Here is a 22,036-nt window from a genome sequence, read left to right on the forward strand (position 1 = left end):
GCCGGCCGGGCGTGCGTCAGGGGTCGGTCCGCCCTTGCGACTGTCGGCGGTAGGCGCCGGGGGTGAGGCCGGTTTCGCGTTTGAAGACGGCTCCAAGCCGCTCCTGATACTCGTATCCCGCGAGCGGGCTGATCTGTTCGAGCGTCATCGTCGTCTCCGTGAGGAGCTGCTTCACGCGGGCGACCTGGGCCGCGGTGATCTCCTGGTGGGGCGTGCGGCCGAGTTCCGCCCGGAACCGTCGTTCGAGCTGTCGCCGGGACAGCGTGGAGAACGCCGCCACGTCCTTCACGTTGATGCCGTCGCAGGCGTGGTCGCGGATATAGCGAACCACCCGGGCGAGTTCCCGATCCTCGACCACCGCGACGCGGGTCGAGAGGCGTTCCGTGACGGTCCGGGGGGGGACGTAGCGGACGGGGGGCCCGCCGGACCGATCGGGCAGCGAACCGGCCGGACCGTTCATCAATTCAAACAGCGTTTCCCCGGCGAGGAAGCCGACGCCCTCCGCATCCGGCCGCACGCTGGAGAGCGGGGGATCGCACAGCGGACAGATCACGTCGTCGTCGTCCACCCCCACGACGCCGAGGTCGTCCGGTACGGCGATCGCCGCGGCGGCGCAGGCGTTGAGCACCTGTTGGCCGCGGACGTCGTTGCAGGCGAACAGGCCCGTCGGCGGCTTCAACGATTGCAGCCACCGTGAGAGCGGCTCCAGATCGAACAATCCGGACTGCTCCACCGCCGTCAGCGACGTCGTCGGCCGGCTGGGCACGAGATAGACGGAGAGCGGGGCGCCGGCCGCTTCGACCAACGCCCGGAACCGCTTCAGCCGCGCCTCGGAATAGTGGGCGTGCTGGTACCCGCAGAACGCGAACCGCCGGAACCCCCGTTCCCGTAGATGATCGAAGGCCAGACGGGCGACGGCGTCGTCGTCCGTTTCGATTTGGGGAACGCCGCGATGGGAATACCGGCACCACACGTCGACCAGCGGCACGCCCAGGTCGCGTAACGGGTCGATCGTCCGCTGCGACACCCGCGCGATCGCCCCATTGATCGCCAGTCCGCCCAGCCAGGGGGGAAGCTCGGCGTCGAGCGTCATTTCATGGTGGATCAGCGTCCAATTCGTCCGCGTCCGAGCAAACGCCGCGACCCCGCGGAGCAGTCCTCGGCCGTACGCCCGGGAGGATTCGACGAATAGCGCGACGCGGGGACGGGGCTTCATCAGGCGCTGCGGGGTGTCGCAAATCGTTCAACGGGCGTCGCACTCTATCCTCGACCCCGACCCATCGGCGTCTACGATGATGTCTGGCGCGATCCGTTTTTCACCGACGCTCCCGATGTACCGGGGGTCCGTATCGCCCCGCTTCCCTCTCGATTCCCCTGTCATAGGCTCGGCGTGTCGCTCACCGCACGATTGCTCTGCCTCCTGACGGCCGCGGCCTGGCACGGCGCGGTCGTTCCGGGCGCCGTCGCGGCGGACGACGCGGCGACCGGGGCCGGGGCGCCGACGGCGGAGCAGCTTCAGTTCTTCGAGACGAAGGTCCGTCCGCTGCTGGCGGAGCGGTGCTATTCCTGTCACAGCGCGAAGGCCGATCCGATTCAGGCCGGGCTGCTGGTCGACAGCCGGGCCTCGCTGCTGGCCGGGGGGGACTCCGGCGCCGCGCTGGTTCCCGGCGAACTGGACGACAGCCTGCTGATCGAAGCGGTGCGGTACGAATCGTACGCCTACGACATGCCGCCCAGCGGCAAGCTGCCGGACGAGGAGATCGCGACGCTGGAACGCTGGGTCGCGATGGGCGCCCCCTGGCCCGAGGAAGCCGCCCCGACCGCAGACGCCGCCCGCCCGCAGTTCGACCTCGAAGCCCGCAAGGCGGAGCATTGGGCCTGGCAGCCGATCGCCTCCCCGGAGGCGCCCGCCGTGGAGGACGAGTCCTGGCCGCGCTCGGACATCGATCGGTTCATCCTCGCGGACTTGGAAGCGCACGATCTGGCGCCGGCCGAGGACGCCGATCGGGCGGCGCTGCTGCGGCGATTGTCGTTCGACCTGACCGGGCTGCCGCCGACGCCGGAGCAATTGAACGCCTATCTCGCGGACAAGTCCCCGGACGCGACCGCGACGCTGGTCGACGAACTGCTCGCCTCCCCGCACTTCGGCGAGCGTTGGGGGCGGCATTGGCTCGACCTGATGCGGTACGCGGAGTCTCGCGGGCAGCAAAACGACAGCGACGCCCCGAACGCCTATCAGTACCGCGATTATCTCATCCGCGCCCTCAACGCGGACGTGCCGCACGATCAATTGGTGCGGGAGCACCTCGCCGGCGACCTGCTAGCGGAGCCGCGGTTGAACCCGGACGACAGCTTTAACGAATCGATCCTCGGCACGGGTTTTTGGTTCCTCGGCGACTGGGTGCATTCGCCGGTCGATATCCGCAAGGACGAGGCGGACCGGTTCGACAATATGATCGACGTGATGTCCAAAACCTTTTTGGGCATGACCGTCTCCTGTGCCCGCTGTCACGATCATAAGTTCGATGCGATCTCCACGGCGGACTATTATGCCCTCGCCGGGTTCCTGCAGGGCGCCGATTATCGGCAGGTGCGGTTTGAATCGCTGGAGCACAACCGCCGCGTCGCCGAGCAGATCGCCGCCACGGACGCGAGCTACCGTTCCCGCCTCGCGGACCTGCTGGCCGACCGCGGCCCCGCCCCGCCGAAGCCGCGGAGTGAAGCGCTGCGCGAGGCGATCCTCGTGGATTACGGCGCCCTGCCGGCCGGCGAGTATCGACAGAACGGCTATATGTTCGGCCCGCGACCGGTCCGGGCCGGCGAGCCCTACTGGGCGGAGGTCGACGGGCGGCCCGCACTGCGCATCGCCGCGACGGATGCGGCGATCAGCGATCCGATCTGGAATGGTTTGCAGTCCGTCTCGGAGCCGGCGACGCTTAATCGGGACAAACTCCGCCCCCTGCCGCGCAGCGGTCGGACGCTCCGCACGCCGACGTTCGAACTGACCGACGGGACGGTCGCCTGCCGCGTCCGCGGCGCCGGGCACGTGGTGGCCTGCGTCGACTCCCACCGCATGGTCGCCGGGCCGTTGCACGGGGAGACGATCAAGAAGTTCGCCGACGGCGACGACTGGGTCGTTCTGAACCTCGGCCGATACGTCGGGCACCGGCTGCACCTCGAGTTCACCCCGGCGAAGGGTGCCCAACTCGAAGTGTCGCTGATCGCGCAGGGTCTTTCCCCGAAGCAGCGGGCGCAGTTCGACCGTCAGACGGCCGCGGCGGAGGCGTTCGCCGTGGAGGCGCAGCGGGCGTTGGAGGCCGAGGCCGGCGATTTGGTGCAGGAGTGGGCGAAGGAACGCGACGCGCTGCGGGAAACGATTCAGTTCCGGTCCCGACTGGCGATCGCGGCGCTCGACGGCACTGGCGAGGACCAGCCGATCTTTATCCGCGGGAACTCCTCGAACCCGGGGGAGATCGTCCCGCGGCGGTTCCTCGCGGCGATCGCCGGGGAGGAGCCGATGCCGATCGAGTCCGGCAGCGGGCGGCTGGAACTCGCCGCCGCGATCAACGCGCCCGACAACCCGCTCACCGCCCGCGTCGCCGTCAATCGGGTCTGGCATTCGCTGATGGGACGCGGAATCGTGCCCACGCCCGACGATTTCGGCGTGCTCGGACAACGGCCGACGCACCCGGACCTGCTGGATCATCTGGCCTCGCAGTTCCTGAAGGACGGCCGCAGCCTCAAGCGGACGATTCGCTCGATTGTGCTGTCGCGGACCTATCAGATGAGCAGTCGCCCGGATCCCGCCGCGGTCGCGGCGGATCCGACGAACCGGCTGTGGCACCATCGGCCGCCGAAGCGACTGGAGGGGGAAGCGATTCGCGACGCCCTGCTGGCGCTCTCGGGCCGGCTCGACCCCACGCTGCACGGGCGGTCGATTCCGATTCATCTCACCTCGTTCATGGACGGCCGCGGCCGTCCGAAGCAGAGCGGGCCGCAGGACGGAGCGGGTCGGCGATCGATCTACGTCGCCGTGCGAAGGAACTTCCTGTCGCCGTTCATGCTGGCGTTCGACACCCCCGCCCCGTCCAGCACGATGGGGCGTCGGAACGTCTCCAACGTGCCGGCGCAGGCGTTGATCCTCCTCAACGACCCGTTCGTCGCGGAGCAGGCCCGGGGTTGGGCGAAGCGGGCGCTGGCGGCGTCTCCCGACAGCCGCGAACGCATCGAGTGGCTGTATGAGACCGCGTTCGCTCGACCGCCGTCGGACGCCGAAGTCGCCGTCGCCGAGCAATTCCTGCGTGTTCAAGCGAAGGAGCGGGGCGTTCCCGCGGACGACGCTCTATTGTGGGGCGATCTGGCGCACGCGCTCATCAATACCAAAGAGATGATTTTCCTCCGATGAGTACTCCCTACCGCTATCCCTGCGAGCGAGCCGCGGGCGTCGGACAGTTTTCGCCCAACCCGGCGTCGCCCGTTCCGACCTCCCGCCGCGAGATGCTGCGACGGTGCGCCAGCGGCTTCGGCGCCGTCGCGCTGGCCGGGCTGCAGTCGGATCCGGTCTATGGGTTCGCGGACGCCGAACCGGCCGAGGGCGGAGTCGGCGATGCCGGCGGCCGCAACGCCGGACACGGGCCGCACCACACGCCGCGGGCCAAGAACGTCATTTTCCTGTATATGGACGGGGGACCGTCGCAGGTCGACACGTTCGATCCCAAGCCGGCTCTGACGAAGTACGACGGCAAATCGCCCGGCGAACTGTTTCAGGTGGAACCGACGCAGTTCGACAACGTGGGCAAGGTGCTCGGCAGCCCCTGGAAGTTCAATCAGTACGGCGAATCGGGCCTGCCGGTCAGCGATTTGTTCCCGCATGTCGCACAGTGCGCCGACGAACTGGCGGTGATTCGGTCGATGACTTCGGAGTTCCCGGAGCACACCTTCGCCAACTACTTCCTGCACACCGGCAGCGGCTTGCAGGGCCGGCCGAGCATGGGCGCCTGGACGACCTACGGCTTGGGCAGCGAGGCCCGCGACCTGCCCGGATTCGTGGTGATCAACGGTGGGCTGATTCCCCCCGGCGGGCTGGATTGTTTCGGCAGCGGCTTCCTGCCGGCCGCTTATCAGGGGTCGGTGTTCAAGCCGTCCGGCAGCGGCGTGGCGAACGTCGAACGCCGCGAGGCCTCCGCGGAGCGGCAGCGGGAGAAGCTGGATTTGATCGGCCGACTCGACAGCTTCGCCGTCGAGCGATTCGGGGAGCATGACGCGATCGAATCCGCGATCAAAAACTACGAACTCGCCTACTCTATGCAGGCGGCGGTGCCGGAGGTGATGTCGATCGGCGACGAATCGGCGGCCGTCCGCACCGAGTACGGAATGGACGCGGAGTTCGAGCCCACCCGCATCTACGCCTCGCAATGCCTGATCGCCCGCCGCATGGTCGAGCGGGGCGTGCGGTTCATCGAACTGACCTGCCCCGACGTCGCCGGCGACCGCTGGGACCAGCATAACAACCTGAAAAAGGGCCATGAGAACAACGCCCGGGCCGTCGATCAGCCGATCGCCGCGCTTCTAAAGGACCTGCGGCGCCGCGGTTTGCTGGACGAGACGCTGGTGGTGTGGGCCGGGGAGTTCGGCCGCACGCCCTTCGCCCAGGGGAAGAACGGCCGCGACCATAACCCGTTCGGCTTCACCGTCTGGATGGCCGGCGGCGGCGTGAAGGCGGGGACCGTCCTGGGGGCGACGGACGAATGGGGTTATAAAGCGATCGAGAACCGCTTCGAGATGCACGATTTGCACGCCACGATCCTGCACCTGCTGGGCGTGGACCACACCCGCTCCACCTATCGCTTCGGCGGACGCGACATGCGCCTGACGGACGTCAAAGGCCATGTCATCAAAGGGGTCGTCGCTTGACGTTCGCATTCTTCAACGCGGGGCTTCCTCCGCTCGCCAGCGTGGGCGGAGGCGTCGGCGCGGACGCCGCGGACAGCGGCGTCCGCGTGCATCTGGGCGCCGTCGATCTGACGGTCGCCGCGGTCTATCTGGTGGGCATCGTCGCGATCGGTTTGATCGCCGGGTGGCGTCATAAAAAACGGGAAGGCGCGGCGGACGAGTATTTTCTGGCCGGCAAGAGCCTCGGCTGGGCGAGTATCGGCCTGGCGCTGTTCGCCACGAACATCTCCACGCTGCACCTCGTCAGCCTCGCTCAGAACGGCTTCGACACCGGGCTGCTCAACGGCAACTTCGAGTGGATGGCCGGCTTCACGCTGGTGCTGCTGGGGCTGTTCTTCGCCCCCTTTTATATTCGATCCGGCATCGCCACGCTGCCGGACTTCCTGGAACGCCGCTACAACCGCGTCTGCCGCGACTGTCTGGCGTTCGTCTCCGTGCTGACGGCGGTCGTGATTCATATCGCCTTCGCTCTGCTGACCGGCGGCATTATCCTCGAGGAACTGCTGGGTATCCCGATGATGGCCAGCATCGTCGTGCTGTGCGCCTTGACGGGGCTTTATACGATCGTCGGCGGGTTGCTGGCGGTCGTGGTGACGGAGTCGATTCAAACCGTCGTGCTGCTGGCCGGCGCCGCGATTATCACCGGGCTGGCCTTTTGGAATCTGGGCGGCCCCGCGGACGCCCCCGGCGGCTGGGACGGCTGGCAGAACCTGCAATCGATCCTGGCTGAGAAGGGCGAGGAGCGCAAGCTGTCGATGCTCCGCCCGCACGGCGACCCGGACGGCATGCCGTGGTACGCCATTCTGCTGGGCTACCCCGTGCTGGGCATCTGGTACTGGTGCGCGGACCAGACGATCGTGCAGCGGGTGCTGGGCGCCAAGGACGAACATCACGCCCGACAGGGGCCGATCTTCGCCGGGGTGTTAAAGATTTTGCCCGTGTTCCTGTTCGTGCTGCCGGGGCTGCTGGCCTACGCCCTGCATCAGGACGGACGGCTGGATCTCTCGATGCTCGTCGTCGACGGCGAGGTGCAGTCCAAAGGCGTTTACGCGGGGATGATCACCGAACTGTTGCCGCTGGGCTTGCGGGGCGTGATCGTCGCGGCGTTGATGGCGGCGTTGATGAGCACCGTCTCCGGGGCGCTCAACTCGATCTCGACCCTCGTCAGCTACGACGTCGTGCGACGCTTCCGGCCGAACACCGACGACCGGGCGCTGGTTCGGGCGGGTCGCATCTCGGCCGCGGTCGCGTTGGTTCTGGCAATCGTGTTGGTGCCGGCGTTGAACCTGTTTGAAAGCATCTTCAACGGCATGGCGAGCATTATTTCGCACATCGCTCCGCCGATCACCGCGGTGCTGGTGCTCGGCGTGTTCTGGAAGGGCGCCAGCGCCCGGGCGGCCGCGACCACGCTCATCGGCGGCTCGCTGCTGGGCGTCGCGGTCTTCACGACGAATACGCTCCTCCCGGACGGTCCGCTGAACCAACTGCCCGGCGGATTTATGATGATGGCGTTCGACCTGTGCGTCATCTGCATGATCGCCCACGTCGCGCTCAGCCTGCTGTGGCCGGACCCGCCGCCCGCATCGGTCGCGGCCGCGGGGCCGGGAAGCGCCGGCGAAAACACCGCGGGGCTGGTCGGTTCGGATCTCGCCTGGGAAACCCCGCTGGCCGCATTGAAGATCCCCGGTCGCAGTCGGCTGGGCGATCCGCGGCTGCTCTCGGCTCTGCTGTTGGCGGTGATGGTCGTGCTGTACGCCCTGTTCCGATGAGGAACAATCCGCCCCCTCCACGTCTTCACCAACCCGAATCGTCAGCGAAGGACGCCGCGCCGAGGGCTGCCCCCACGGTCCCTCGCTGACGCTTCGGGTTACTATCGACCCGCTCCGCGGGCGTCCCTTCGTTCGCGCGGCTTGAAGCTCCCTGCACTCAGTCAATCGATTCATGGAACAGCGTCGCCTCGGCCGGACCGATCTCTCCGTCAGTCTGCTGTCGGTCGGGGGGTTATATACGTCGTCGCTGGCCGGCGGGACGGAGGAGACGGCGCGGATCATGCGGCGGGCGGTCGACTACGGCATTAACGCGATCGACACCGCCCCCGCCTACGCCGATAGCGAGGCGACCGTCGGTCGAGCCATCGCCGGGATCGAGTCCCCGCTGATCGTCACCACGAAGCTCGGCGGTCGGCCGCAACCGTTCGACGCCCGGGATATCAAAGGGCTGCGGGCGTCGGTCGAGGAGAGCCTGCGTCTGCTCGGGCGGGAGGTGATCGACGTGTTGATGGTGCATGAACCCGACCGCCCGGGGCAGTATCCGTGGTGGACGAGCTACGACCCGCTCGACGGGCCCGCGCTGCAGCTGATCGACGAACTAAAGAGGGCCGGCACGATCCGGTTCGCCGGGCTGGCCGGCACGACGGTGACCGAACTGACCGCGCTGGTGGAGAGCGACCGGTTCGACGTGGTCCTCACCGCGTTCAATTATAACGCCCTGTTCCGCGAGGCCCGCGAAACCGTGATCGCCGCGGCGATCGAGCGGGACATGGGCGTCGTACTCGCCTCGGCGCTCGGGCAGGGCTTCCTGACGAAACGGGCGGACGAGGAACTCGCGGCGAAGCCGGTCTGGCTGGCCGAAGCCCGCCGTCGTCAGTTCCTCGCCTATTATCAGTTGCTGGACGAGGCCGGGATGTCGCCGGCGGAACTGTGCCTGCGGTTCGCGATCAGCGACCCGGCGGTGTCGACGATCCCGATCGGCTGTAAAACGGTCGGACATCTGGACGCCGCCGTCGCCGCGGTGGAGAAAGGCCCGCTGCCCGCGGATGTCCGCACGCGGCTCGACGAAATCGCCGCTCTCGTGCCTCATCGGCCTTATGAGGAACCGATGATCCTGCCCTTCGGCCGCGATTATTTCGGACCGGGCATCGCCAATATGGGCGCCGCCGTGCAGGTCGGTCGCCTCGAACAAGAGAACGGATAATTCCATGACCGCTCGAACCGCGTTCGCCGCGCTGCTGCTCGCCGTCGCCTCCGCCGCCCCGGGGGCGGATCGGCCGAACGTCGTGCTGATCTTCACGGACGATCAGGGCTATCAGGATCTCGGCTGTTTCGGCTCGCCGGATATCAAGACGCCGCACCTCGACCGGATGGCGGCCGAAGGACTGCGCCTCACCAGCTTTTACGCCCAGCCGGTCTGCGGCGTCTCGCGGGCGGCGTTGATGACCGGTTCCTATCCCATCCGCACCGCCGAACCGAGGAATCTCAAGCGATTGCATACGGTCCCGCACCCCCGGGAGGAGACGATGGGCGAGGTGCTCCGCGACGCCGGCTACGCCACGGCGTTGATCGGAAAATGGCATCTTGTCGAGCAACGCCGCCGCGGACCGGAGCGGTTTGACCCAGCCCTGATGCCGAACGCCCGGGGATTCGACTTCTTTTACGGCACGCCGATGTTCAACGGCTACACGGTGCGAACGGACGAGACGGCGTTCCGCAGCCCGATTTATCGGAACGAAGCCGTCGAGGTTCCCGCCGTCGAAAGCTGGGACCGCATCACCGCCGACTACACCCGCGAAGCGACCGCTTGGATTCGCCAGAACCGCGATCGGCCGTTCTTCCTCTATCTCGCCCATAATCTGCCCCACATTCCGCTGGGCGCGTCGGAGGACTTCAGAGGGAAATCCGCGGCCGGCCCGTACGGGGATGCGATCGAGGAAATCGACTGGTCCTGCGGGGAGATTTTCCGCACTCTTAAAGAGCTGGACCTCGATGAGAACACGCTGGTCGTCTTCACCTCCGACAACGGCCCCTGGGTGGAGACCACCCGCGGGATGAAGCCGGGCGGCAAGCCGTTCATCCCGCGGGAGCACTCCGGCCGAGCGAAGCCGCTGCGGGGCTGGAAGATGTCGGCGTGGGAGGGCGGCTCGCGGGTGCCGTTCCTCGCCCGCTGGCCCGGTCGCATCCCGGCGGGGCGGGAGTCGGACGAATTGCTGACGACGATGGACCTGCTGCCGACGTTCGCCTCCCTCGCCGGCGCCGAATTGCCCGACGTGACGCTCGATGGAAAAGACGCTTCCGCGTTTCTGCTGGGGAAGACGAACGAAAGTCCGCGGGACGAATATCTTTATTACAGCGGCTGCCTGTTGACCGGCGTACGGTCGGGACGGTGGAAGCTCGTGCTGCCCCGCGAGGCGAACCCGTCGGGGCTGGGTTGGTGGGGGCGAATGATTGAAGCCGTGCCCGAGACGCAGTTATTCGACCTCGACGCCGACCCCGGCGAGACGACGAACGTCGCAGGCGCGCATCCGCAAGTCGTCGCCCGCTTGATGGACCGTATCGAAGCCGCCCGGGAGGAACTGGGCGATCTCGACCGCGTCGGCGCCGGCGCCCGCTTCTTCGATGACGGCCCCCGTCGCCTTCAGGTTCCGATCAAACCCCAAACTTAACGCCCCGCCGCGAAAGCTACGCCATGACAGATCGCCGACTTCCCTCCCCCGCCCGCCGGACGACGTGGGGCCGCTATACAGCCGCGCTCGGTGCCCTGATCGCGGGCGCCCTGACGGTCGCCCCGGCGATGGCCGCGGAGCCGGAGACGACGCACGGGTTCCTCGCCTTCGGCAAAACGACGTACCGCGTCGATGACGCCGGACAGACGACCTGGACCTACCCGGCGAACACCCGCGACGGCTACCAACTCCCCGACGGGACGCTCGTGCTGACGCTCAGTCGCTCCAAGCGATTCCCGGGCGGGGCCGTTATGGAGGTCGCGCCGGACGGGACGGAGAAGCTCCTCTGGAAAGGAACGCAATCCGAGGTCAACGGCGCCCAGCCGACCGACGCCGGCACGATCGTGCTTACCGAAGCCGGCGAAGCGCCGCGGTTGTTGGAGATCGAGCGGGACGACACGGTTCTGGTCGAGTTCCCCCTCGTCTGTCAAAAAGAGAACCACCATCTGCAAACGCGGATGGCGCGGAAATTAAAAGACGGGACATACCTCGTGCCGCACCTGCTCGACTTCGCCGTCGTGCAGTACGACGCGGAGGGCAACGTCCTGAAACGATTCGATACGACCGTCCCCGGCGACGAGGATCGCTCGATTCATACTTGGCCGTTCACCGCGATCCGCCACGGCGACGGCCGCACGTTGGTCTGCTGCACGAACGGCAATCGCGTGATAGATTTCGACGCGGACGGCAACGTCGTCTGGCAACTGACGAACGACGACCTGCCGGGCCCGTGGCTGCAAGATCCCTGCGGCGGTCAGGTGCTGCCGAACGGGAACGTCGTCATCACCAGCTACGCCGCGGGGCGGCGGAACGTGAACGCGCCGAAGCTGTTCGAGGTGACCCCCGAGAAAGAGGTCGTCTGGACGCACCGGGACGGCCGAAAGGTCGGTATTCATCACTTTCAGATCCTCACCACCAACGGCGAGCGCCTGCCCGGCCCGCCGATGAAATAGCCGCCGAAGTCCGGGGAAGGACGGGAGGCCGGGCGGAGCCGGGCCTCGGATCGCTTACAGCGCCCCTCGCAGCAGCAGGGCCGGCAGCACGCTGATCGCGGTGTTCGCGACCTCTTCGCAGGTCGTGTACTGCACGATGATCACGTCCTCGGGCTGGATGAGGATCCGCTCCCGGGGGTCGGTCAGCGCCCGGGCGAGGTCGACGCGGATCACCACCTCGCCGCAGTCGTTCGGCAACTGGCGGATCACGATCGCCTTGCTCGGAGGGAACGCGGCGCCTCGGTTGCCGCCGAAGACGCTGATGCCGCCGGCGCCCGTGCCGCTGGCGCCGAGTTCGCCCTTGGCCGCGGCGATGGCCTGGAGGATGTTCAGGTCGTAGTCGCGGGGGAGCAGGTACTCGCCGCCGCCCAGCGTGCCGCCGGTGTAGTACTTCTCGCGGTCACGAGCCGGGATATAAACGATGTCGCCGGCTTCCAGCGTGATGTCTTCCTCCATGAAGGTCGGCGGGGCTTCCGGATAGAATCGCAGCGGGATGCGGATCGCCCCCGGGCCGTACGGGTCCGGCAGCGGCGGGCGGCAGCCGCAGGGGACGGGCTGTCGGCGAATCGCAGCGATGCGAGCGTCGAACTCCGCCCCGCCGGTCTCACCGCCCTTGAAGATAATCGCCTCGTTCAACGCCTCGTTGCCCGGCAGGCCGCCGGTGGCGGAGAGGGCGGTCAGCAGGTCGTTTTCGCCGGCCTTGAGGTCCACCAGGAAGCCGGAGCCGCTTTTGCCGCCGGCGTCGTTGTCGGTCGGGTTCTGCACGCCGCCGGCGTCCTCGCGGATGACCAGCACCCGCACCTCGCGCTGCCGCTGGAGGGTGACGATGATGCCCGTGTCGGACAGTGCTTCCGGCTTGAGGATGTCGTCGTCGATATAGGCTTGCCGGACCTTTGCCTCCGCCTCGGCGAGAGTCATCCCCATCACCGGGACCGGGGCGATCAGCGGCAGGGAGACCGTTCCGTCCTCGCGGATCGGCACCGGGAAGCCGATCGACGGCGGGATCGAGGCGTCCTCCGGGAAATTCACCGGGGGCACGCTGTCCTCCTCGCCCAGGATGCCCTCGATATAGACGCCCAGCACGTCGCCGGCGGCGAGGGCGTAGACCTCGTTCGGACGCTGCCGCAGGCGGGCCTTGCTGGTTTCGATCAGATCGTCCTTCGACCGCGCCAGCGCCGCCGGCGGGAGCCGACGCGCGGGGATCGCTTCGATACAGGCGCTGCCGAGCGAACCCAGCGACATGCTCTGGCACCCCGGAGCCAGCACGACCGCCGCGAGGGCCGCCAGCAGAACCGCCGGGCGACCGCCTGCCCGGGGGATGAGGCGACCTGGGGCGAGGCGACGTGCGAGCGAGCGGGAGGGCAAGGAAACGATCATGGCGGGCGTCCGTATGTCCCCGACCGGCGCGATCGGTCGGTGCGGGAGGATCGGGGGCGGAACGGTGTGAAGAAGGGGTGGGCCGCCGAAGCGGACTCGGGCAGACGGGAACCGCGGGGGGCGGTCAGCCGTCGCCGCTCCAAAGAGTCGTGACCTTCGGGCCGGCGTCCCCGCGCAACGAGGCCGAATCGCCTTCCCTCAGGCCCGCGTCGCCGTCGTCGGGGGAGAGTTCGAACTGCGGAAAGCTCGGCGCCGGAGAAAAGTCCGGTTCGGGGGGGCCGTCGGCGCCGGGGACCGCCTCGGCGTCCAGCAGATCCTGGAGCAGGCCGTTCGGACTCGGATCGCCGGCGCTGCCTTCGCCGCCGGTCTCGCCGCCTTCCGTCCCGTCGGCTTTGGGCGGGAGCAGCGGGATCGGGGCCGGGGCGGGCACGGGTTCCTCAAGCACCGGTCCTTCCTCGAACGCCGGCATGTCCGATTGATTGGTCGGGGCAGAGATCGCATTCGTCGGCGTCTCCAACCCATACGGATCGAACGCCGCGGGACCGCTGTGGGGAACCGGGCCGCGGGCGCCGGGCATGCCCCCCGGCTGGCCGCCGCAGATGTCGCGGAGCGGCACGGTATTCAGACCGGCGACGCCGTCCTGCCCCGCGGCGATCGCCCCGTGGGCCCAGCCGTCGTAGTAACAGTTCAAGCGCTCGGTTCGCTCGCAGGGGTCGCTGGTACTGCATCCCCAATAGCTGGGAGGCGGCGTGGGCGGGGCGCAACAGTCGTCGCCGTACAGCGAGACCTCCGTATAACCGCTCTTAAAGCCGCACTTAAAATCCAGCGGATAGGTACAGCAATTGTGGAACAGGTCGCCCCGGTGCAGGTAGGCCTTCTCCGCGGCGAAGCGGATCTGCAAACCGGTCTTCGCTTCGTAGAGGTTGCTCTGCAGGCCGCCGGTCGAGCAGCCGACCAACGCCGCCGCCAGCACCGCCCGCTGTCCGTACCGTCGAATGCGGGTCCGGCGCGAAGCTCCAGCGATGCGGCTCCAAGTCAGTCGGGTCGGCAAGGGCGGAGGTTCTTCCATCCGGGCGCGGGCGCCCGGGCGATGAATAGCGGGAGGAAGCCGCCGAACCGCGCAGCGACGCAGGGTCGCCGCAATCCGTTCAACTGGCTCATCCTGCTCATCGGGACGACCCCGCCGGTTACTTGAGGCGCGGAAGAGTGGAATCCGAAGAATCGGCCGATTTCCGCAGAAGTCCGTCCGTCGAACCTATTTGCATGGAGCGAAGCCAGGTCGCCGACCGCATGCCGACCGCTCCGGCGTCGCCGACGCGGACCGACCCCGGAGCGGGGCCGCCAGCGGGGCCGAGCGCCGGTCGCCGGCTTCGTACCCCTTCGCCGGGGGGCCGGGTACCGTGAGGGAACCTCCGGGACGGCTCGTCGCCTCCGCGGCCGTCCGATCGAATCGACCGCAGCCTGCCGCTCCGCGATGATCGTCCTCGTTGCTTCGTCCGCCTTCCAAACTCCGTGCCGTTCACGTCGACCGGCGTTCTCCGGCCTGCTCGGGGCGGCGTTCGCCGGCCTGTTTTGGAGCGGGGTCGGCACGGCGATCGCTCAGGACGACGCCCCGCCGCCGGCTGGGGAGGCGTCTGCGGAAGAGGCGATCCAGCAGCAGTTTGAGGACGGCCGGGCCGCCGTCATGCCGGCGTTCAAAGATCCGGACGAGTGGATCCGCGAAGACCTGTTCGTCGAGATCGACTCGGACACCGACGCCGACGGCCGCCCGGACCGCATTCATATCGCCGTCACCCGGCAGGCCCAGACGCGGCCTTCCTCGGAGGGGGGCGAGGATCTGAAAGTGCCCGCCCTGCTGTTTATGAGTCCGTATTACGGTCGGGCACTTAATCTCGCCCCGGAGAACTTCTGGAACACCCGACACGCCTTCGGCGCCGCTCCGCCGCCGCCCACGACGATGGAGCATGCCGCCGCGGAGATCAAACGGCCGGTCATTACGACCCGTCATCTCAAAGATTGGGTGCCGCGGGGCTACGCGGTGGTGCACGCCTCCTCGCCCGGCACGGGGCTGTCGCAGGGTTGCCCCACGGTGGGCGGGCAGAATGAATACGACGCCCCCAAAGCCGTCGTCGATTGGCTCTGCGGTCGTATCCCGGGCTATTCCGAACCGACCGGCGGCGAGCCGGTCACCGCCGATTGGTGCACCGGCAAGGTGGGGATGTCCGGCACCAGCTACAACGGCACCCTCGCCTTAGCGGGCGCTCAGACAGGCGTGGAAGGGTTGGAGGTCGTCATCCCCGTCGCCCCCAACACCTCCTATTACCGCTACTACCGCAGCAACGGCTTGGTTCGCTCCCCTGGGGGCTACGTCGGCGAAGACGCGGACGTGCTGGGCGAAGCGATCCTCGCCGGCTCCGAGGCGACCTGGGACGCCTGCGACTGCCTGCAACGGCGGTTGTTCTCCGCCGGGAACCTCGACCGCGCCACCGGCGATTGGAACGATTACTGGGCGGAAATCGACATGCTCCCCCGCATGGAGAAGGTTCAATGCGCGATCCTGATGTCCCATGCGTTCAACGACTGGAACGTGATGCCGGAGCACAGCGTCAACATTTATCAGCGAGCGAAGGAACTGGGCATCCCCGCGGCCCTTTATATGCACCAGGGCGGACACGGCGGGCCGCCGCCGATCGACTTGATGAACCTCTGGTTCACGCACCACCTGTTCGGCGTGGAGAACGACTGGAACGAAGGCGGCAAAGCCTGGATCGTCCGCGAGGGCGATCCTCGGGAGAAGCCGACCCGCTATGAGGATTATCCGCACCCGGCCGCGGCGCCGGTCGAACTGGCCCTCACCCCCGGCGCCCCGCAGATCGGCGGCCTGACCCTCGCCGACGCCGAGTCCCCCGCCCCGGCGCCGACCGCGGAGACGTTCGAGGACAACTTCTCTTTCAATGGAGAGGTGCTGGCTCAGGCCGAGTGGACCGACCACCGCCTGCTGTACGCGACGCCGCCGCTGACGGGGCCGGTGCACCTGTCCGGCACGCCGGAGATCGCGGTGACGCTGTCGGTCGATCGCCCGGCCGCGAACCTGTCGGTTTGGCTGGTCTCGCTGCCGTGGGAAGAGGGCCGGAACGTTTCAATCACGGACAACGTCATCACCCGCGGCTGGGCCGACCCCCAAAACCACGCGGACTTCCAAGGCCCCGGCGAACCGCTGGAACCCGGCCGCAAGTACGACGTGACGTTCGACCTGCAGCCGGACGATCAGATCATCCCCGCCGGTCAGCAACTCGGCCTGCTGATCTTCTCCACCGATAAAGACTTCACCCTCCAGCCCGATCCCGGGACAAAGATCACCGTGCACCTCGAAGAGACGCGGCTACGCTTGCCGATCGTCGGCGGGACCGGGGCGTTGAAGAACGCGTTGCGTCCCGCGACCGACGAAACGGATCCCGCCGCCGAGGAGTGATTGCGGCGACTCCCGATCGTCGGGTTGAGGATGGCGTTCTCTCGGGGATCGCGCGTCGCTGGCGGTTTCGCGGCGCCGTTCCCTGTCCGGGGCACTGCGAAACCGCAAGTGCCCGGGGGGACATGCACTTCGTGGAGACACTCACTCGCGAGCGTCGCGCCTTCCTGCACCGTCCGCCGGCGGGTCGCCGATCGACCAGAGGGCTTCGTCGGTGCGGATCAGCAGTTCTTCCTCGGTGGCGACGACGGAGGCGTTCGTCGATTCCCCCAGGTCGTTTTCGGCGACCAGCTGGAAGGCCTCCGGGTCGGGTCGGAAGACGGTGGTGACGCCGGACTTCGTCAGCAGGAACGCCAGGCCGTCGCCGGTCAGGGTGACGCTGGACCAGGTGCCGCCGTCGCCGGCCCGGGCCTTCCAGCGTTCCTCGCCGGTGTTCGCATCCAGACAGTGCAGGACGCCGCCCATGTTGCAAATGTAAACGAAGCCGTCGACGACCACGCCGGTGCCCAGCCAACTGCCGCCCTTGGGTTGGTGCCACAGGCGGCGGGTCTCCGTCACATCGCCGCGACCGCCGGCCCGCACCGCGAACGACGCTCCGCCGTACCCGCCCAGCACGACGACGACGTCGCCCGCGGCCATCGGCGAGGCGTACGCCAACGGGGCGGCTCCGCCGCAGGTCCACAGCCGTTCGCCGGTGGCGGGATTGAAGCCGCTGACCCGCCGCGGCAGCGTCATCACCAGTTCCGTGCGGCCGTCGACCTCGACCAGGATCGGCGTGCCCCAGGTTCCCCGCAGCCGTTTTTCGCGCGGCTTATCGCTGCGATAGTCGTTGGCGTTGCCGTCGTTTTCCGGTCCGCTGAGGTTCCGCTCCGCCGCGTCGTCCAGGGCGTCGACCTGCCAGACGGTCTCGCCGGTGGTCTTGTCGACTGCGATCAGGAACTCCCGCGGGCCCGGGCCGAACGGCAGGATGCACAGGTTGTCATACAGGATCGGGGAGGAGCCGTAGCCCCATTGATGCTCCTGCCGGCCGAGATCGCGGCGCCACAGTTCGGTTCCGTCCACATCCCAGCAGATCAGCCCCGCGGAGCCGAACCAGGCGACGACCCGCTCCGCGTCGGTGGCGGGCGAAGCGGAAGCATAGGGGTTGGTGCGGTGGGTGGATTCGCCTTCGTCGTACGCCACCCCCCGCCGCCAAAGCTCCCGCCCCGTCGCCCGGTCGAGGCACCAGAGTTCGCGGCGGCTCCCCTCCGTCACCGGTTGCGTGAGGAAGATGCGGTCCCCCCACACGACCGGCGTGGAGTTCCCCGCCTCCGGCAGCGGCGTCCGCCAGCGAACGTTGCGGTCCGGCCCCCATTCCGTGGCCGTCGGGGCTGCCTCCGTCGTGCCGTCGCCCGCGGGCCCCCGCCATTGCGGCCAGTTGGCGTCGCCCTCTCCGCCGAACGCCGGCACAGCCGCGACGAGCAGAGCGAGCAGAAATGAGGAGGAACGTCTGAGCGACATGCGGGCAGTCTGATCGCGGAGTTGGAAACGCCGCCCGGCGCCGATTCGGACGGACGGCCGAAGATCATAACCGGGACCGCTGCCGGACGGTCCCGTGCATCGACCTCAAGACCGGCGCCCAGGTCGGCGCTCGTGTTACTCTTTCGCCTGCACGCCGGGCAGATTTAACGCGAGGATCGCGTCGACCGTGGCGTCCGCGGTCGCTTGAATGGCGGTCGTTTTGCGGAGCTTCGTCCCGTATTCCAGTTGGATCGACGGAATGCCGTCCTCCTGCTGGGCGCCGTGGTCCCAGACGATCCAACCGCCGGTGTAGCGGGACTCGGGGCCGTCGCCCTCGGGCAGCATGGCGAAGCCGTTCGACTTCATGGCGTCGGCGAGCCGCAGGTGGATCGGGCGTTTGCCGGGAGATTCGACCTCCTCGCCTGCTTGATAAGGCGCCCCCGCGGTGACTCCGCTCCGGGTGCCGCGAAAGACCGAGTCTTTTTCCGCCGACTGGCCGTGAATATCGAGCAGCAGTCCCCTGCCCTGCTGCCGGCGGATCAAGTCGTCCAACTTTTGGTGATAAAGGTCGTACGCCGGCAGGGCGAGCGGATGTTCGACGCCGGCGCCGCGGGGCCGGTTGGCGTCGATATATTTCCGGCTGAATCGCGCCACCACCAGCGAAGGACGCTTGCCGGTGCGCTGTTCCAGCCCGTCCGCGACCAGCAACGCCAGTTGATCGACGCGCGTGTCTCGCGAGGTGACGAATTTGTACTTTCCGGTGTCCTCTCCGACGCCCGGCTGAAAGGCTTCGCCCGTCCGCTCCGGCACGCCCGGCACCAATGCGCGACCGCCATGGGGGGCGGAGAGGATGATCGGCAGGTCGCCGGCCTCGAAGTGAATCAGTTCCTCGGCCGCCCGGACCGGCGTCCAGTTCCGGGCGACCTCATCGCCGGGGTATTGAGCGCTCGAGGTCCGTCGGGCCGACCAGAACAACGCCTTGCGGAGCATCTCGCGGGTTTCTTCCCGCGCTTCGGGGTGCGGGCTGAAGCACACCACCCGCCCGTCGCCGAACTCGCCGGCGGCCACCGCCGTCGTGCCGGGCATCACCCCGCCGGGCACCCCGTCTTTGTGTACCTCGGTTTTGAACGTCGCCAGCTCCTGATAGTCCGGCAGATCGTCGACCCCGCCGGGCGCCAGCAGCGGGCCCTGAGCGTATCGAATCTCCCCCTCCGGCCCCGGCACGCCGAGCAGGGTTCGGCCGGACCGCGTGAAAGCGAGCGTGACGTTGCCTTTCCCCCGCGCCCAATGAGCGCGATCCAAGACTTTCGCGTCGAGGACGTGCAACGACCAATCGTAATCGCTGGTCGCTAAATAGGCGCCGGCGCAGATCCCGATCATTCCGCCCCCCTCCCGGATAAATTCGCGAACTTGCTCGCGTCCCTCTTCCCGCAACGCCTTGCCCTGCTTGCTGCCGCTACCGCCGGGGTGGATCACGAGGTCGAAATCGTCCAACACGCCGGTGCGAATCGACAGGGCGCCGACGCGCGTGACGACAACGCCCGGCGTCTCGGCCAGCATCTCAGCCAGCCCGTCGATATCGCCGCCGGTACCGGTGTCGGTATAGAGCGCGATGCGAAGCGGCCCGGGTTCGATCTCCCCGGGCGGAGCGAGGCAAAACGCGGCGAGGCAGAGAGTCGCGGCGAACATCATATTGATCGTCTTTCAGAGAGGACGGCAGAGTACCCCAAGCGTGTGTCCGACCGATGCGCAAAAATGTCGGGGGGCCGTGGACGTTGAATACAAAGTGGAGCGAAGCGGACTTAGACGAAGAAATACACGGTCGCGGTCCAGAGCGCCGCGGCGAGCAGGGCCGCGTACGACGCGGGGACGATCTGCGTTTTGACGTGGTCCATCAGGTCACAGCCGGTCGTCATGGCGCTGAGGATCGTCGTGTCGGAGATCGGGGAGCACTGGTCGCCGAATACGCTGCCGTTCAGCACGGCGGCGAAACAGACGGACATAAACAGCTCCGGGCGATCGACCCCGGCGGCGCCGGCGACCTCCCAGGCCAGCGGCATCGCCAGGGGAAACGCGATGGCGTACGTCCCCCAACTCGTGCCGGTGGAGAAGGCGATGACCATCGTGATGAGCTGGAGCGACGCGGGCAGGGCGAGATAAGAGATCTGCCCTCCCAATAATTCGACGAGGTACGCCCCGGCGCCGACCTCCCGGCTGATCCCGCCGACCGTAATCGCCAGCAGGAGCACGACCGAGGCGAGCACGACGCCCTTCATGCCGTCGCCGATGCCTTCAATAACATGCCGCAGCCGCATGCCTCGACCGAGCGCCGTCACGACCGACGACAGCAGGGCGAGTCCGAACGCCCAGTTCACCTCCGGCGTGCCGGTCAGGACGAACGTGCCCACCGCCGTGCCGATCAGCAGTATGAACGGGACGAAGAACTCCAGTACATGCGGCCGATAACCGGCCGGCACGCGGGCGACCGTCAGTTCGGCGGAACTCAGCGGGGAGACCCCCGGCGCATCGAGTTGCCCCGTCGTTCGCGCTCGTTCGCTCGCCTCGCGAATGCCGGCGCCGGCGAATCGGGTATAATCGAGGCTCAGCAGAAACGTGCCGCTGACCGCGAGGATGCCGTAGAAACTGAGCGGAACGCTGCGGAAGAAGAATGCGATCCGGTCCTCCTCCGTCGCGAGAAAGGCGACGCCCGGCACGAAGATCAAAGCCTGCACGTAAGCGGGCCAAGCGTTGAACGCCAAGACCGACGCGATGGGCGAAGCCGTCGAATCGACGATATAGGAGAGTTCCTCGTGACTGACCCGCTCCCTGTCGGCGACCGGCTTCACGATCGTACCGACCAGAACCACGCTGACGGTCCCTCCCTGAAAAAACAGAACCCCCATCAGCCAGGCGACCAGCTTGGCCGATCGCGGTCCCCGGACGAAGCGCCGGGTCATGAACTCCGCGAAGGCCTGGGCTGCCCCCGTTCGGGACCAAATGCCCATGAGGCTGCCCAGCAGCCAGAGATAAAGCAGCAGCACCGTGGCGGCGCCTTTGCTCGATAGGCTGGGAAGCAGGACCGCGTCCGTGATATCGAAGCGGCCGAGCATCAACGCCCCGACGATCACCCCGCTCAGCAGCGCGGTCAGGGGTTCTTTCGTGAGCAGGCATAAGGCGATCGCGACACCCGCGGGCAGCAGCGACCACAGGCCGAAATGGAACTCCGCTTCCAGCAGGGAATAACGGGCGCCGACGACGCCGTCCTCCTCCTCCGTCTCGAAGATCCATTGGCTGTCGAGTTCCGGCTCGCCTTGCAGCCCCCGCAGCGCCTCCGCTCTCAGGGGAGATTCCGCATAGGGCACGACGGGTCCGACGGCGGTCTCCTCACCGTGGGATCGATAAGTCAGCTCGCCGGCGTCGTTTTCATAGACCTGATAGGCAATTTTCCGTTCACGCCACTCCGGGTCGACCTGCACGAAGACATACAGTCCGCCGACCAATCCACCGAGAATCGCCGCGGCGGCGAGAATGCGCGAGGGACGAAGCCGTCCGCCTGTTCCCCCGACGACGCCCGTGCCCTCGGCCGCCCCGGTCGCGGCCTCTTCCACCGCCGGAATCGGCGTCGCGGCACGCGACTGCTTGTTCATTTCGACTGAACGTGTGAACGTGGGCCGCCGACGTATGCCGGCCTGTGATGGGGCGTCCCCCATTCTACTCCATCCTTGGATGCGACCGATGCCGCTGCCGTTTCATGTCGCCGTTCCGGTCCGCGAGTTGGGGCCGGCGCGGACGTTCTATCGGGACGTTCTCGGCTGCGCCGAAGGCCGTGTCGACGCCGGCAAGCCGCCGCGATGGGTGGACTTCAATCTGTTCGGCCATCAGTTCGTCATCCATGAAATCCCGGGCGACGACGAGGCGTCTATCGCGGGACGCAATCCGGTGGACGGCGACGCCGTCCCGGTGCCGCACTACGGGGCCGTGCTGGAGATCCCGACGTGGACGGCGCTCGCCGAGCGATTGAAAGCCGCGGGCGTGGAGTTCGTCATCCCCCCGCGGACTCGATTCGCCGGCGCCCCCGGAGAGCAGCGGACAATGTTTCTCCTTGATCCCTCCGGGAACGCTCTGGAGTTCAAAGCCTTCGCCGATATCGAGCGACAGTTGTTCGCGACTTAACGTTCACGGATCGGGTTCGTTCTCGCTCTTCGCGTCTGTCAGTTCACGGTCGCATCGCAATCGGAATCGCCGGCC

At 67.7% G+C, this 22,036-nt stretch carries 14 protein-coding genes; 8 read left to right on the forward strand and 6 right to left on the reverse strand.

All coding sequences use genetic code 11. From position 1 onward, the window contains the following. Positions 1 to 16 precede the first annotated feature (16 nt). Positions 17 to 1,216: an AraC family transcriptional regulator gene (locus tag LzC2_RS00765; RefSeq protein WP_171182678.1), complete on the reverse strand. Its 1,200-nt coding sequence runs from the start codon at positions 1,214 to 1,216 to the stop codon at positions 17 to 19. A 174-nt stretch (positions 1,217 to 1,390) separates the two neighbouring features. Here LzC2_RS00765 and LzC2_RS00770 point away from each other — a divergent pair, with 174 nt between their 5' ends. The 6 genes from LzC2_RS00770 to LzC2_RS00795 all read left to right on the forward strand — a co-directional run bounded on the left by LzC2_RS00770 (position 1,391) and on the right by LzC2_RS00795 (position 11,403). Next, positions 1,391 to 4,405: a PSD1 and planctomycete cytochrome C domain-containing protein gene (locus LzC2_RS00770; protein ID WP_315854474.1), complete on the forward strand. Its 3,015-nt coding sequence runs from the start codon at positions 1,391 to 1,393 to the stop codon at positions 4,403 to 4,405. A gap of 92 nt (positions 4,406 to 4,497) precedes the next feature. Continuing rightward, positions 4,498 to 5,913 carry a DUF1501 domain-containing protein gene (locus LzC2_RS00775; protein ID WP_171182737.1) on the forward strand — a complete coding sequence of 472 codons (1,416 nt, stop codon included), beginning with the start codon at positions 4,498 to 4,500 and terminating at the stop codon, positions 5,911 to 5,913. Between the two features lie 86 nt (positions 5,914 to 5,999). After that, a complete protein-coding gene (locus LzC2_RS00780; RefSeq protein WP_171182740.1) occupies positions 6,000 to 7,721 on the forward strand; it encodes a sodium:solute symporter in 1,722 nt (573 codons plus the stop codon). Positions 7,722 to 7,893: 172 nt separating this feature from the next. Beyond that, on the forward strand, positions 7,894 to 8,925 hold the full coding sequence (locus tag LzC2_RS00785) for an aldo/keto reductase (RefSeq protein ID WP_171182680.1): 1,032 nt from the start codon (positions 7,894 to 7,896) through the stop codon (positions 8,923 to 8,925). Positions 8,926 to 8,929: 4 nt separating this feature from the next. Further along, the gene (locus tag LzC2_RS00790) at positions 8,930 to 10,390 is read left to right on the forward strand and encodes a sulfatase family protein (RefSeq protein WP_171182682.1); all 1,461 of its coding nucleotides are present in this window, start codon (positions 8,930 to 8,932) and stop codon (positions 10,388 to 10,390) included. Positions 10,391 to 10,518: 128 nt separating this feature from the next. Then, the gene (locus LzC2_RS00795) at positions 10,519 to 11,403 is read left to right on the forward strand and encodes a hypothetical protein (protein ID WP_171182742.1); all 885 of its coding nucleotides are present in this window, start codon (positions 10,519 to 10,521) and stop codon (positions 11,401 to 11,403) included. Between the two features lie 54 nt (positions 11,404 to 11,457). On the opposite strand, the gene LzC2_RS00800 is transcribed toward LzC2_RS00795, so the two are convergent. Next, positions 11,458 to 12,819 (reverse strand): polysaccharide biosynthesis/export family protein, encoded by a 1,362-nt coding sequence (locus LzC2_RS00800; RefSeq protein WP_171182685.1) that lies wholly within the window; start codon positions 12,817 to 12,819, stop codon positions 11,458 to 11,460. 124 nt (positions 12,820 to 12,943) lie between these two features. Continuing rightward, positions 12,944 to 13,870, reverse strand: a complete 927-nt coding sequence (locus LzC2_RS00805; RefSeq protein WP_171182687.1) for a hypothetical protein — start codon at positions 13,868 to 13,870, stop codon at positions 12,944 to 12,946. 423 nt (positions 13,871 to 14,293) lie between these two features. Between LzC2_RS00805 and LzC2_RS00810 the strand changes: the two genes are divergently transcribed. Continuing rightward, positions 14,294 to 16,291: a Xaa-Pro dipeptidyl-peptidase gene (locus tag LzC2_RS00810; protein WP_171182689.1), complete on the forward strand. Its 1,998-nt coding sequence runs from the start codon at positions 14,294 to 14,296 to the stop codon at positions 16,289 to 16,291. Positions 16,292 to 16,432: 141 nt separating this feature from the next. Here the strand turns inward: LzC2_RS00810 and LzC2_RS00815 are convergent, their stop codons facing one another. The 3 genes from LzC2_RS00815 to LzC2_RS00825 form a co-directional block, all read right to left on the reverse strand. Beyond that, on the reverse strand, positions 16,433 to 17,788 hold the full coding sequence (locus LzC2_RS00815) for an outer membrane protein assembly factor BamB family protein (RefSeq protein WP_171182691.1): 1,356 nt from the start codon (positions 17,786 to 17,788) through the stop codon (positions 16,433 to 16,435). Between the two features lie 135 nt (positions 17,789 to 17,923). Continuing rightward, positions 17,924 to 19,477: a BPL-N domain-containing protein gene (locus LzC2_RS00820; RefSeq protein ID WP_171182693.1), complete on the reverse strand. Its 1,554-nt coding sequence runs from the start codon at positions 19,475 to 19,477 to the stop codon at positions 17,924 to 17,926. 113 nt (positions 19,478 to 19,590) lie between these two features. Further along, positions 19,591 to 21,435, reverse strand: a complete 1,845-nt coding sequence (locus LzC2_RS00825; protein WP_171182695.1) for a Na+/H+ antiporter NhaC family protein — start codon at positions 21,433 to 21,435, stop codon at positions 19,591 to 19,593. Positions 21,436 to 21,523: 88 nt separating this feature from the next. Between LzC2_RS00825 and LzC2_RS00830 the strand changes: the two genes are divergently transcribed. Beyond that, positions 21,524 to 21,961 (forward strand): VOC family protein, encoded by a 438-nt coding sequence (locus LzC2_RS00830; RefSeq protein WP_171182698.1) that lies wholly within the window; start codon positions 21,524 to 21,526, stop codon positions 21,959 to 21,961. Positions 21,962 to 22,036: the final 75 nt, after the last annotated feature.

The organism is Alienimonas chondri (assembly GCF_013036045.1).
In the GTDB taxonomy this organism is placed as follows: domain Bacteria; phylum Planctomycetota; class Planctomycetia; order Planctomycetales; family Planctomycetaceae; genus Alienimonas; species Alienimonas chondri.